At 57.0% G+C, this 12,840-nt stretch carries 10 protein-coding genes; 5 read left to right on the top strand and 5 right to left on the bottom strand.

What is annotated here, in order from left to right:
- Window positions 1–402 precede the first annotated feature (402 nt).
- Window positions 403–2,262, top strand: a complete 1,860-nt coding sequence (locus AC13QE_RS11860) for an ABC transporter ATP-binding protein (protein WP_488483818.1) — start codon at window positions 403–405, stop codon at window positions 2,260–2,262.
- A 143-nt stretch (window positions 2,263–2,405) separates the two neighbouring features.
- Here the strand turns inward: AC13QE_RS11860 and AC13QE_RS11855 are convergent, their stop codons facing one another.
- Entirely contained in the window at window positions 2,406–3,578 is a 1,173-nt protein-coding gene (locus AC13QE_RS11855; RefSeq protein WP_488483817.1) for an ROK family transcriptional regulator, read from the bottom strand.
- A gap of 376 nt (window positions 3,579–3,954) precedes the next feature.
- Here AC13QE_RS11855 and AC13QE_RS11850 point away from each other — a divergent pair, with 376 nt between their 5' ends.
- Window positions 3,955–5,712 carry a glucosidase family protein gene (locus AC13QE_RS11850; protein ID WP_488483816.1) on the top strand — a complete coding sequence of 586 codons (1,758 nt, stop codon included), beginning with the start codon at window positions 3,955–3,957 and terminating at the stop codon, window positions 5,710–5,712.
- A 26-nt stretch (window positions 5,713–5,738) separates the two neighbouring features.
- Here the strand turns inward: AC13QE_RS11850 and AC13QE_RS11845 are convergent, their stop codons facing one another.
- Entirely contained in the window at window positions 5,739–6,362 is a 624-nt protein-coding gene (locus AC13QE_RS11845; RefSeq protein ID WP_488483815.1) for a GNAT family N-acetyltransferase, read from the bottom strand.
- A gap of 236 nt (window positions 6,363–6,598) precedes the next feature.
- On the opposite strand from AC13QE_RS11845, the gene AC13QE_RS11840 reads away from it, so the two are divergent.
- The 3 genes from AC13QE_RS11840 (at window position 6,599) to AC13QE_RS11830 (ending at window position 9,788) form a co-directional block, all read left to right on the top strand.
- Window positions 6,599–7,933 carry an extracellular solute-binding protein gene (locus tag AC13QE_RS11840; protein WP_488483814.1) on the top strand — a complete coding sequence of 445 codons (1,335 nt, stop codon included), beginning with the start codon at window positions 6,599–6,601 and terminating at the stop codon, window positions 7,931–7,933.
- Between the two features lie 128 nt (window positions 7,934–8,061).
- Window positions 8,062–8,958, top strand: coding sequence for a carbohydrate ABC transporter permease (locus AC13QE_RS11835; RefSeq protein WP_488483813.1), 897 nt, complete (start codon window positions 8,062–8,064; stop codon window positions 8,956–8,958).
- Window positions 8,955–9,788, top strand: a complete 834-nt coding sequence (locus AC13QE_RS11830; RefSeq protein ID WP_488483812.1) for a carbohydrate ABC transporter permease — start codon at window positions 8,955–8,957, stop codon at window positions 9,786–9,788. The genes AC13QE_RS11835 and AC13QE_RS11830 overlap by 4 nt, the downstream gene beginning before the upstream one ends.
- An 88-nt stretch (window positions 9,789–9,876) precedes the next feature.
- Here AC13QE_RS11830 and AC13QE_RS11825 read toward each other — a convergent pair whose 3' ends face one another.
- From AC13QE_RS11825 to AC13QE_RS11815, 3 genes are all read right to left on the bottom strand, one after another.
- On the bottom strand, window positions 9,877–10,773 hold the full coding sequence (locus tag AC13QE_RS11825) for a TIM barrel protein (RefSeq protein ID WP_488483811.1): 897 nt from the start codon (window positions 10,771–10,773) through the stop codon (window positions 9,877–9,879).
- Window positions 10,774–10,853: 80 nt separating this feature from the next.
- Window positions 10,854–11,792 carry an ABC transporter substrate-binding protein gene (locus AC13QE_RS11820; protein WP_488483810.1) on the bottom strand — a complete coding sequence of 313 codons (939 nt, stop codon included), beginning with the start codon at window positions 11,790–11,792 and terminating at the stop codon, window positions 10,854–10,856.
- Window positions 11,793–11,860: 68 nt separating this feature from the next.
- Window positions 11,861–12,835 carry an ABC transporter permease subunit gene (locus tag AC13QE_RS11815; protein ID WP_015343233.1) on the bottom strand — a complete coding sequence of 325 codons (975 nt, stop codon included), beginning with the start codon at window positions 12,833–12,835 and terminating at the stop codon, window positions 11,861–11,863.
- Window positions 12,836–12,840: the final 5 nt, after the last annotated feature.

The following is a 12,840-nucleotide window of genomic DNA, read 5'->3' as shown; positions in this document are numbered from 1 at the left end:
GATTTGTAACTTGCTTCTGGCCGATCGTCCGGCTAGGTCTTTATCACAAGTGAAGCGCGAATCGCGGTACGGCAATCAGCGTATAAATAGCCCCAACCGTCTTTCGCTCTGTTGTCGTTTGCCTGAATTATCAAATATCGTAGAGAGTTCTGACCGGCGGTTTGCGCCTGTTGGCAGAAATTTCCCGGTGCCTGCGAATGCTATAGGCACGCGGCGTCTTATCGTCGACTTTAAGAAAACGTCACCGAATGAGATGATCGATGCCTACATGCGGACGCCCAGCGCGGACAACGAACGGGATGTTCCTGTCGGTTGGCGTGCCATAAACCGGCCCGTGCCAGACCTTCTCCCCAAATTCGCCGGCTTTCAGCCGATGATGTCTTCAGCCAAGGTCTTATTTTGATGTTTGCTCGCCTGTTTCACTTCCTGGAAAGCCGCATCGATATTTTCGCCCCGTTCAACGAGGACGAGACGCCGCCGACGGGCGTATGGCGCTTCATGTGGCATCATCTCAAGGTGGTCAAAGGATGGCTCGTCGCCATCATGCTGATCGAGCTCGCCTTCAGCGGTATAGAAGCGGCTATTTATTTGATGGTCGGCTGGTTTGTCGACCTGCTCAACAAGCACTCGCCACAGACCGTGTTTCAGGATTATGGCTGGCCGCTTGCGGGCGCTGCCTTCGTCATTCTGGTGCTGCGGCCGATCCTGTTTTTCGTGACGCAGGTGGTTACCAACCAGATCGTGGTGCCGCCGCTTACCAATCAGATCCGCTGGCGCAATCACATCTATACGCTCGGCCATTCGCTGAGCTATTTTCAGAATGATTTCGCCGGCAGGCTCTCGGCACGCGTCATTCAGGCGGGACAATCCATCCGTTCGGCTGTCATCGCCGTGATTGGCGACCTATGGTACGCTCTGATCTTCGCCTCGGTCACGATCGGCTTCTTCGGCTCCGTCAATGTCTGGTTGATGCTGCCGGTTATCATCTGGCTGGTAGCCTATGCGGTGCTTCTCAGATATTTCGTGCCGCGGGCTCTGAAACGTTCGGAGGCCAATTCCCTTGGCCGCTCGTCGACCACCGGCCGTATCGTCGATTCCTATACGAATATTCTCACCGTGAAGCTCTTTGCCCGCGGCGATCTCGAGCGTACCGCCGTTCGGGACTCTCTGAAACGCTGGAACGATAGTTTCCTCGACCTGATGCGGTTGATCCTCGGTGCCAGCCTGGTGCTTCAGATCCTCAATAGCGTTCTGATCGTCATCACCGCCGGTTTGACACTTTATTTGTGGAGCCACGGGGCCATGACCGCCGGCGCCGGGGCGGCAGCCATCACCTTGGTGTTGCGGCTTGTCCAGATGTCGGGCTGGCTGATGTACCTGATACGCGATGTTTTCGACAATATCGGTACCGTGCAGGAGAGCATGCTGACCATTGCAAAGCCGCATGATCTCCTTGATGCGCCCGACGCCGGCACATTGGCGGTTCCCAGAGGCGAGATCGTTTTCGATCACGTCCATTTCCGCTATGGCGGCGCCAGGCCCGTCTTTACCGATCTGTCGCTCGTCATTCGTCCCGGTGAAAAGATCGGTATTGTCGGTCCCTCCGGCGCGGGCAAATCGACGTTGGTCAATCTGTTGCTGCGTCTCTATCCGATCCAGTCAGGCCGAATCCTCATCGATGGTCAGGACATCGCAGGCGTTACCCAGGACAGCCTGCGGCGGCATATCGGCGTGGTAACGCAGGATAGTTCGCTGCTTCATCGCTCAATCCATGAAAACATCGCTTATGGCCGCACGGGGGTCGGCCGAGAAGAAATCGAGACCGCGGCCCAGCAGGCGGCCGCCCATGATTTCATCATAGGACTTTCCGACCAGGAGGGTCGCGCCGGCTATGACTCGCGCGTAGGCGAGCGCGGCGTCAAGCTCTCCGGCGGCCAGCGCCAGCGCATCACCATTGCTCGCGTGTTGCTCAAGGATGCTCCCATCCTCGTGCTTGACGAAGCCACCTCAGCCCTCGATTCAGAGGTGGAGGCGGTGATCCAGGGCCAACTTCATCGCCTGATGCGCGACAAGACAGTGCTTGCCATCGCGCATCGCCTTTCAACGATCGCCGAACTCGACCGGCTCATCGTGCTCGACGAGGGCCGGATCGTCGAGGAGGGGAGGCATGAGGAGCTGATCGCCAAAGATGGCCTTTATGCAAGGTTGTGGCGACGGCAATCGGGAGGCTTTCTGGCTTTGGAAGATAGCCCGGTGGCATAGGGAAATCGAGATTGCAAAGCGGCAAACCGGCGATCATCTCCGGAGGTGTCTCGTCTGCCGAGGTTTGAGCGGTCGTCAGCGATCCGTAGACACGGTTGCTATCGACAGCTTTTCCGCGTCACCCGTGTTATAAGATGTCTATTTCACGCATCTTGCAAATCGACACCGAACAGCTCGTGGTGCATGTGCTCCACGGCAATGCTGATGCCACCGATGAGTGCCGCCCGATTACCAAACTGACTGATTTCGATTCGCGGCGGGTAGGGCGTGCAACGTGGTAGATATCTGCTGATAGCTTCGACAAGTTCGGGCCGCGCGCCGATACTGCCGCCCATGATCACCAATTCGGGGTCGAGCGTTGCGCCGATTGCGGCAATGGCAAGCGCAATCAATCGCGCCGTTTCTTCGATCACTGCAACAGCGGCGGGCTCGCCGGCCACCAGCGCCGAAAAAAGATCTGCCACCGTTGCCTTGCCTTGCCCACCATATCCGCAATAGCGCCGCACCATTGCCGCACTGCCGACGGCGCTTTCCAGCGTGCCAAGCGTAAAGCCGTCTGGATCAAATGGCTCCCCGCCGAGGGGCAGATAGGCTATCTCGCCGGCGCCGCCGCGCGCGCCGCGCATGAGGCGACCATTGGCAATGATGCCCATGCCGATACCGGTTCCGAGTGCCACGAAGGCAAAATTATCCGACGTGGAGCCGTGCCCTCGCCATCGTTCTCCTTGCGCAGCAAGATTGACGTCATTTTCGATGATGACCGGGGTTGCCATCCTGTCACTCAGGAGCCGGCGCAAGTCGATCGTTTCCACACCCGGGATGTTCGGTGCAACGTTGATATGTCCGGTGGCCGGGTCAAGTATGCCCGGAGTCGCCAGCACGATGAGGCGCAATTTGGAAAGATCAATACCGGCGCTATGGGCAAGATCCTCAATAATGGCCTGGAATTGATCGACCAGATGGAGCCCGCCGCGCGCGTTCGTCGGCACCTTGATTTCGGCCACGACATTTCCGACGAGATCGCAGATGATGGCGGCAATTTTGGTTCCGCCAAGATCGATAGAGGCGGCAAAGCCCGCGCTCGCATCGAGCTCATAGGTTATCGCCGTTCGCCCCAAACGCCCATCGGTATGTCCGGTCGGCTTCAGCCACCCCTTGCTCTCCAAACTGCGAACGACGTCGGAAATGGTTTGCTTGGATAAGCCGGTTTGCTTGGCAATATCCGCGCGGGAAATGGGGCCTTTGGCAAGGATGGTCCGAATGACAGAGTTCGTCGAGATTTTTCGCGCGATCGGTGTCTGTGTCGCGTTAGGCATGAGGGCGGTCTCGCATTCTACCTCTAATTAGTTCGGGACCTTTTCCTAATTCATCCATGTCGTGCTGCGGCAATGCCAGCTTCCAGGGAAAATGAACAAAAAGCAAGTAAATCTCAGTCGGTTGGCTGGGCGAAATCATTTAATTTGTCCATGTCATTGACAAATTCGACGCGTGATTTGTAGACTTCCCCAGTGCTAGTGACTAAGCAAATTGCGGAGGGGTCATGAAAGCGAGGCCAACGGATGAGAGAGCTCGTTTCGCCTATGCCGCGGACTTTATAGCGCTCCATTTCGGCAAGATTGCTTGGTATTGCCGCCTGATTTTCATACGTCATCCCATGTCCGACACCGCGCGGTGAAAGGTGCTTGATTTGCCATGATGACTCCCACGTCCCACGGCGAAATCACAACCAGCCACCCGGTCATTCTGCCGATCATGGCGCCTCGGCTGCAGGCGGATGCGCATCCCGACGGCTATCTTGATCTCGCTCTTTGGGGAAGTGGTCGTCTGGGGCGCATACGTTTTTCCAGGCTTGCCGGACCTTACATTTATGGGCCAAACAGGATTATTGCCGAAGCGGGTGGCATCTTTGTCGCCCAATCAAGGCCCATCCTTCTGATCCGCAATGCCCACCTGGAGGGCGTTTATCCGGCTCGTCGCTGCGCTTGGTGGCATGAGATTGACAAGGATAGTCCGAAGCCCAAGCTCACCAAACGCAATAATCGCCGTATCGTCATGACCGGTTGGGGTGCGATGATCATCGAGATCGATGATGGCGATATCCGTATCGCTGCCGGAGCCTCGAAAGAGGAAGCAGAAGCTGCATTCGGTCTTGCAAACGACGCTATCGTCGCAGAAGCCGCGAGTTATATAGCCCGCTGCGACCTCACGCCAAAGGCCGATCCCGTAATGCGCAGCATGGTGATGCAGGGAGCACACGCCGCACTTTCCAGCATCCGCCTGGATGAGAATGGCAGGTTTGCCGGTCTGGCCGCGGGGCAGGCTTACAGTGCGCCTGCTCGCACCTATTATCGCGATGGCTACTGGACGATGCAAATGCTGTTGAAGCTTGCCCCGGAAGCGGTACGCGATGAAATTCGACTCTTGGCCAAGGGAGTCCAGTCCGACGGGGAGGCGCCGAGCGGTGTGATTTTGACCGGACCGGCGCAATCGCGCGCCTGGCAGAACTTCGTTCTTGATGCCACACGAAATCCCGAGAAATATCGCGGGAAGGCTGCTCCGGAGCATCACAATCGTCCCGATGATTGGTGGAGCGATCATTTTGACAGCCCGCTTTTCTTCATCCTCTTTCTCGCCGACTATGTGGAAACGACGGGGGATGTGGCGGAGGCGGTGCGGCACTGGCCGCTTGTGACCGCTATCGTTGAACGATATCTGGCTCTTGCAGGCCCCGGCAGCGTATTGCCGCTGAAGCCGCGAAACGACAGGGATTGGGCGGACAATGTCTACCGGGAGGGCCTCGTCTCCTACAATCTCGGCCTTTTCGTCGGCGCATTGGATGGCGTGGCCAAGCTGGGAACCGGACATGACCCCGCATTGGCGCAGAAGGCACGCGAGGTGGCGGCCACCGCTCGTGCCGAAATCGAGGATAGGCTTTTTGTCCCCAGCAGAAATGGTTACGCCGATTTCGTCACTCCTGATGGATTTGTCGAGGATCATCTTGTCCTCGATAGTCTGACGCTCTCCCGTTATGGGGCGATTTCGCAGACACGAGCCTCTGGCCTGCTCAAGGCCATGGAAGAGGTCTTAGAAGCTCGAAACAATACCAGACAGCCCTATGGCGATTGGGGTATGTTGTGCGCCTATCCGCCGTTCAAGCGGGCAAGTGACGTGAGATCGAAAACCGCTTTCCCCTTTCGCTATCATAATGGATCCGATTGGCCCTATTGGGATGGCGTCTATGCGGAAGAGAGAATACGCCACGGTCTCGGTGGCGCACGCTATGCCCTCATACGCTGGTGGGAAACCTGCCTGGCAAATGGTTGGGCCGGGGCTGTCGAATATTTCTCGCCACCCTATGGACGCGGTTCCCTGCTGCAGGGATGGAGCGCGATGCCGGCGGCTGTTGTCCTCAAATATGGCCTGGAAGCGGCCAACGCGGAGAATAGATAATGAAGGGAGGCCGGCAAGATCTCTGTTCAGATTGCCGGCTTGTCCAATTTCATAACGAAGGCAAGGTGCCCGTCATGGCTGAGTTCTTCGAAGCCGAGATGCCTGTAGAAACCCTTGGCACGTTCGTTTGCGGGACTGACGCCAAGATGGACCGCGGGCACGCCGTGGCTCGAAAGCTTGTTGAGCATGGTCTTAATCATCACGCGTCCCCATCCGCCCGATTGCGCTTCGGGCAGAATATTGATGTGGAGATGCGCGGGGTAGGTTTCTTCAAGGCCCGGCGTGCCGCTGTGAGGATTGGCTATTCGCTCCAGAACATCAGCGTCTTTTTCGGTGCTGGGCATCAGACCGGCGATCTCGCGGCGGACAAGCGGCCACCAATCTCTGCCGAGCGTTTTCTCAAAGCTGGCGGTATCCGGCGTACCGACAACATAGCCGACGACCCGGTCATGGCTGGCAAGAACGAACGCGAATTCCGGAGCGAATTTGAGATAGGGCACCGCCCATACGTAACCGGGAAGGCGCGGATTGCTGTAAAGCGCACTCGCATCGGCTCCTGCGTCAGCCGTCACCAGACAAATATGGAAGAGGGCGTCAACGTCGTTCTCGGTTGCCGGACGGATGAGATAATTGTCGATCTTGGGAGGCATCGCACCATCGATTTGCTGGCCGCTGCACGGTGCGAGCTGACATCAGGCAGCGGTAAAACTGGGAAGGTTGAGGCACTGCATCTGCGGGATGAAGGCCCGCTGATCTTTTGAAAAGGATAAGGAAATTCATCAGGTCAGTAAAGGCCTGACGATGCAAGACATTCGGCTCGTCTCAGCAGGACCGGCCGGTTGGAAACGATAGGAACTGCCAAAACGCAGCTAGAGGGAACCAATCAATGTTTAGCAATTTCATCTCCATCAACATGGCATCAATGCTGAAGAAAGCAGGAGTTTTGGCGGGCGTCACGTTCGTCGGGCTCGGCATGTCGACGGCCGTCTTTGCCGAGACGCTTACCGTCTGGGACGACCATGACTCGGAGTCGCGGGCTGCAGTGATGACTGAGCTCAACGCCAATTTCCAGAAGGCGCATCCTGAGGTTAAGCTCGACCATACCGTGCGCGACTTCCAGGATCTCAATCTTACGCTAAAGCTTGCGGTTTCATCCGGCGATGGTCCAGTAGTGACCAAGGTCAACCAGGGCGCCGGCGACATGGGCGCGATGGTGAAGGAAAACCTTCTCGTTCCTGTCGATACCTATCTCAAGAAATATGGATGGGATAAAAACCAGTCCGATAGCCTGCTTGCGCGTGACCGCTGGTCGAGCAAGGGCGAGTTCGGTGTCGGGGAGACCTACGGTATCTCGTCGCTCGCCGAAATCGTCGGTCTTTATTACAACGAAAAGGTCTTGAAAGCCGCCGGAGTCGAGCTGCCGATCAAGAACTTCGACGATTTCCTTGCAGCCCTCGATAAGGTCAAGGCGGCAGGCACCCCACCGCTGACGATCGGCACGGCCAAGGGCCATCTGGCGCTCCATATGCTGGCTGGGATCAGCCAGGCGCATATCGATGCGTCCGATCGAAAGGCGCTCGATGACCTGATCTACGGTCGCGGCGGAACCTGGAATACGCCCGGCAATCTGGAATCGGTGAGACTTGCTCAGAAATGGGCAACAAACGGCTATTTCTCCGATGGTTACCAGGGCATCTCGGGTGATGATGCCGTTCAGCTTTTTGTCGCCGGCCAAGGGGCCTTTCTGATTTCTGGAACCTGGTACTTCGGCGATATGCAGAACAATCCGGATATCCATTTCATGCCGATCCCGGCGCCCGCCGGTATCAAGCATCCGCTTTCGGTTGGCGGCGTCGACCTTGCCTGGGCGATCACCAGCCTGGCCAAGAGCGACAAAATGAAGGATCTCGCGGGCGAATACATCAATTACATGGTCTCCAAGGACGCATCCGTGACCTGGGCCCGAGCCGGCTATCTGCCAGCAACTCCAGTTCCGGAAGATGCCGGGGTTAACGCTTCCCCGCTTCTGAAGGAGGGCATCGCGATCTGGAAATCGTTGAACGATGATAACGCACTGGGGCATTATCCCGATTGGGCGAGCCCCACCATGCTCAAGACGTTTGATGAAAATACGCCCCTGCTGTTTGCGAACAAACAAACGCCTGAAGAGCTGATCGGCAAGCTCGATGCCGATTATGCCGCCTATATGAAGAGCAAGTGATTGCCAGACACAGCAATCCTGCCGCTGCTCCATTTGATGAAAAGCAGCGGCGGGAAACTTCGCTACGTCAATCCTGATCACGGCCAGAGAGGCGCCAGTCGACCCCTGGCATATTCATGAGATGGTGCATGAAACGTTCACCACTTGATGCCAACGCCAGCAGAAATCTCTTTTATATTCTGCCTGGTTTGCTGGTCTATTTTGCTCTCGTACTCGGCCCCATTATCGCAGCAATCGGTATCAGCTTCACCGAATGGAACGGGATCGGTTCGCCCGATTGGATTGGCTTTGGCAATTATGCAAAATTGCTTTCGGATGAGACTTTCTATGTCGCATTGAAAAACAATGCGCTCTTTATGGTGTTCTACTGTGTCATCCCGATCGTCGTCGGCCTGTTGCTTGCTGCATTGGTCTGGTCGCTCAGGCAGCGAGAGCAGTTCGCGCTGCGCACATTGCTGTTTTTGCCCTATATCATGCCGACCGCCGTTCTCGGCATCATCTGGCACTGGCTCTACAATCCTGCTTTTGGCCCCATCAATCAGGCGTTAAAACTGGCTGGCCTGGGTTCGATCGCTTTACCCTGGCTTGGCGATTTCACCTTTGTCCTACCGGCCGTGGGCATCGTCGCCAGCTGGTATTTCTTCGGTTTCTGTATGGTGCTGTTTCTTTCCGGTATTCAGCGGATTGACCCCTCGCTGTTTGAAGCGGCGAGGGTGGACGGTGCTTCAGGAAGCAGGATTTTCTTCTTTATCACGCTGCCGCTCCTGCTGCCGGAAATACGCATCGCGTTGCTTCTCACCATCATCGCTTCGATCAAGAGTTTTGACCTGATCTTTACGATGACCAGAGGCGGTCCGGCCAATGCGACCCTCGTTCCCAATATCTATATGTATGAACTTGGCTTCCAATTGAACCGTTATGGCTATGCCTCGGCCGTCGCCATCATCGGTGCGATTCTGGTCTTCGCAATCAATTATGCCGTTCATCGGCTGGTGCGGCCAGTGAATGAGGGGAGTGCATCGTGAGCCGAAATTTTCATGGGGCAGGTGCCGTATTGCCGTCGCGTATCATTCTTTGGCTCTTTGCCGTCCTGACGGTTATTCCCTTCGCGCTTCTGATACTGACGTCTCTGAAAAGCCGTGCCGATCTTATCCAGGGCGCATTCGTATTGCCCGCCTATCCGCATTTCGAGAACTATGCGAATGCTTGGATCGAGGGTCATTTTAACGTCTATTTCCTGAATTCGGTTCTGATCGTTTTCCCTGTAGTCATTGTCAGCATCATACTCGGGACATTGACGGGGTTCAGTTTCGCATTCCTGAGCTTTCCCTTCAGACGCACCATTTTCGTTCTCTTGACTATAGGTATGATGGTGCCGACTGAAGCCTTTATCATTCCGCTCTACTATGAGATGCGCTATGTCGGTCTCATCAACACCTATGCGGCATTGATCCTGCCGCAAATTGCCATGTCGCTGCCTTTTGCGACGATGTTCATGGCAAGTGCGATGCAGCAGTTGCCATCGGAGATCATAGAGGCAGCCGTCCTCGATGGAGCATCCAGACGATATATTCTGTCGAAAGTTATCGTGCCTTTGATGCTGCCGTCGATGTCGACGCTGGCATTGTTCCTGTTTATCTGGACATGGAACGAATTTCTTATTCCACTTGTTCTGGTCAATGACGACAACTATCGCACCCTGCCGATCGGCATGCTGTTTTTCCAGGGACGTTATACGGTCAATACGCCCGTGCTGACAGCGGGCGCTGTCATCGTTATCGGCCCGCTCATTCTCGCTTACATGCTATTCCAGCGCAAACTCATCACAGGCCTCACGGCTGGAGCGACAAAGTAGATCTCCAGGCAATTTGCCGTCCGACGCGATGCCGGGCTGGTGTCTCTCGATCGTCGGGTGACCTTTGATCCACTATCGCGGAAATGGCTCAGCGGGAAAGGTGGGCCAGCTTCACCAGATCCGCCTTGCGGCTGGCGGTTTCCAATCCCAGCTCGATGAATTGCCGTGCATGTCTGGCAAGGGCAACATTGTCGTCCCAGAGATTGCGCCAGATCGCAGTCTTCAGCGATAGGTCCTTGTCGACGATGGCGGTCGAGAAGGATTCGAAGGTTACGTAGTCGTTCCAGCCGATTGCGACCAATGCATCGAAAATGGCGGCGAAATCGATATTGCCGGTTCCGAGATAGCCGCGATGGCTTTCGCCGATATGGACGTAGCCGATCTTGTCGCTAGCATGGCGGATGGCGAGCCCGACATCGGCCTCCTCGATGTTCATATGGAACGTGTCGAGATGCAGGAAAACGTTGGAAGCGCCGGTATCGCGAATATAGGCCATGCCCTGGGCGGCAGTGTTCAGCATATTGCTCTCGAACCGGTTGACGATTTCGAGGTTGAGGGTGACGCCGGAAGCCTTTGCCTGGTCGGCGACCTTGGACAGGGTCGAAACACTGGTATCCCACCCCCTTTTCGTCGGCGTATGCTCCTGCTTGCCGTGCGCCGAGCTCAGGATACCGGCTAGTTTCGTGCCGCCGAGATCGCGCACCAGCGCTACGGCCCGGTCAAGAATGTCCTTGCCCTTGGCAACGATCGTCGGATCCTCGCTGGAAATATCGCCTTCTGCCGGCAATCCCATGCTGATTGCGACATCGAGGCCGAGTTCTTCGATGCGGGACGCGAGCCATTTCACGTCTACCAGCTTCGGATCCAGATAGGAGAACTCGATCAGTTGGAAGCCGAGCTCGTGCGATCTTGTAAGAGCCTTTTCAAGCTCCTCCTTGGAGGAGCCGGCACTCCAGACGAAAGAGTGAACACCGATTTTGGACATGGGACGCCGCTTTCCGATTGGTGGCAAAGATCGCAGCCCGCCCCCGCAGAAAAAAGGAACGGGCCGCTCGGGAGGAGATTTTAGCGAGCTGCCGTCCAGCCCTTGTAGTCCTTGAGATTGTCAGCCGTGATCAGCTTGGGATCGAGGAGGACGGTGGGCTGGGCGGGCTTCTTGCCGTTGAGGACATCGACCGCCATCTTCAGGGAGTCTCCGGCCATCGTATAGGGATCCTGCGAAGCCGATGCCTTGATCATCGACTTGCCGCTTGCGAGCGACTTTTCGATGTCGGGAGCACCATCGACCGATGTGATGAAGAACTCATGGCGATTGAGCTGCTTGGCTGCCAGTTCCGCGCCAATGCCCGTCGGATCGTTGATCGCGAAGACGGCATCGATCTTGTCGAAGCGCGTCAGAAGTCCCTGCATGACGGCGAGGCCACCGTCGCGCGAACCCTGGCCATTCTGATCGTCGGACAGGATCTTGATATCCGGGCTCTTCGCCAGGACGTTCTTGCAACCCTGAACGCGGTCGAGGATCGACGAGGAGGCCGGGCCGTTGATGATGACGACGTTGCCCTTGCCCTTCAGCTGGTCGACGATGTACTGGCAAGCCTCTTCGCCGGCCTTGATGTTGTTGGTCATGACGGTGACGTCGGCGCCCGGAGCCGATACGTCAAACGCAGCAACGATGACGCCTGCAGCCTGCGCTTTCTTGACGGCGGGAGCGATCGCCTTGGCGTCGACGGCATTCAGCATGATGATATCGACGCCGGCGGCGATGAAGCTGTCGATCTGCGAGACCTGCTTGTTGAGATCATAGTCGGCCGATACGGACGTGACCTGGACGTTCGGATTGATCTTCTTGGCGCTGTCTTCGATACCCTTGATGGTGGCGACGAAGAACGGATTGCCGAGTAGGCCGACAGAAATGCCGATCTTCTGAAGATCTTTGGCGGCAGCCGGCATTGCTATGGCAGCCGCAAGCGCAGTGACGGCGAGCAGTTTCGTGATCATACGCATTCTTTCCTCCTTATGGCGCTTCCTGCGCCCCGTTGTCCGGTAATCCCGGTTCCTCCAGCCGCACATCCTCAGGTGCGGCTAAGCCCTTTCAGCCGGTAGCGGTCGAGCGCCACGGCCACGATGATGACAAGCCCCTTGATGATGTACTGCCAGATGTCGGATACCCCGACGAGGATCAGGCCGTTCGAAAGAACGGCGATAATGAGCGCGCCGATCAATGTGCCCCAGATCGAGCCGACACCGCCGACGAAGCTGGTGCCGCCGAGAATGACGGCAGCGATCGCGTCAAGCTCATATGCCTGGCCGAGCTGCAGGCCATTGGCCGCATAAAGGCGGGCTGCCGACATCACGCCGCCCAAGCCGGAAAGCAGGCCTGACATCGAATAGACGAAGAGCAGCACCAGGGGCACCTTGATGCCGGTCAGGCGCGCTGCCTCCATATTGCCGCCGACCGCATAGATCCAGGTGCCAAGAACCGTGCGCTTCAGGATCACCCAGGAAATCAGGATCGTCAGCAGCGCAATGATCGCAAGCCACGGCACGCCGAGGAAGTTGCCGTTGCCGATGAAGTCGAACGGCAGGTCCGGGTTGAAGACCGTCGTGTCATTGCCGAGCAGGCGGGCGATCCCGCGCATGGCGGTGAGCGAGCCGAGGGTGACGATAAACGGGGGCAGCTTCAGGAAGGCGATGATTGTGCCGTTGATGACGCCGCAGGCAAGACCGACGGCGATTGCCGCGGGTATGCCGAGCATGCCGATATCCGGAACGAGGGAGACGATGACGCCGATCATGGCCGATGCCGCAAGGATAGAGCCGACGGAAAGGTCGATGCCACCAGTCAGGATCACGAAGGTCATCCCGGCCGCCAGCACCGTGTTGATGGATGCTTGCTGCATGACGATCGACAGGTTGTTGACGCTGAGGAAGCGGCCACTGATAAGATGAAAGCCGATCGCCAGAAGAATGAGGACCGGAAGCATGCCGAGGGCGGTCAGTGTGGACCGCAGCTTCATCTTGTCGGTTGCTGTCTGTTCGCTCTGCATTGCCC

The organism is Martinezella sp. CNPSo 3957, from assembly GCF_057784395.1.
The sequence above is the reverse complement of the archived record's forward strand: the minus strand, read 5'-3'. Positions and strand labels throughout refer to the sequence as shown.

Coding starts and splice junctions, on each gene's coding strand:
- AC13QE_RS11860 (WP_488483818.1), top strand. CDS start 403: ATGTTTGCTCGCCTGTTTCACTTCCTGGAAAGCCGCATCGATATTTTC.
- AC13QE_RS11855 (WP_488483817.1), bottom strand. CDS start 3,578: ATGCCTAACGCGACACAGACACCGATCGCGCGAAAAATCTCGACGAAC.
- AC13QE_RS11850 (WP_488483816.1), top strand. CDS start 3,955: ATGATGACTCCCACGTCCCACGGCGAAATCACAACCAGCCACCCGGTC.
- AC13QE_RS11845 (WP_488483815.1), bottom strand. CDS start 6,362: ATGCCTCCCAAGATCGACAATTATCTCATCCGTCCGGCAACCGAGAAC.
- AC13QE_RS11840 (WP_488483814.1), top strand. CDS start 6,599: ATGTTTAGCAATTTCATCTCCATCAACATGGCATCAATGCTGAAGAAA.
- AC13QE_RS11835 (WP_488483813.1), top strand. CDS start 8,062: ATGAAACGTTCACCACTTGATGCCAACGCCAGCAGAAATCTCTTTTAT.
- AC13QE_RS11825 (WP_488483811.1), bottom strand. CDS start 10,773: ATGTCCAAAATCGGTGTTCACTCTTTCGTCTGGAGTGCCGGCTCCTCC.
- AC13QE_RS11820 (WP_488483810.1), bottom strand. CDS start 11,792: ATGCGTATGATCACGAAACTGCTCGCCGTCACTGCGCTTGCGGCTGCC.
- AC13QE_RS11815 (WP_015343233.1), bottom strand. CDS start 12,835: ATGCAGAGCGAACAGACAGCAACCGACAAGATGAAGCTGCGGTCCACA.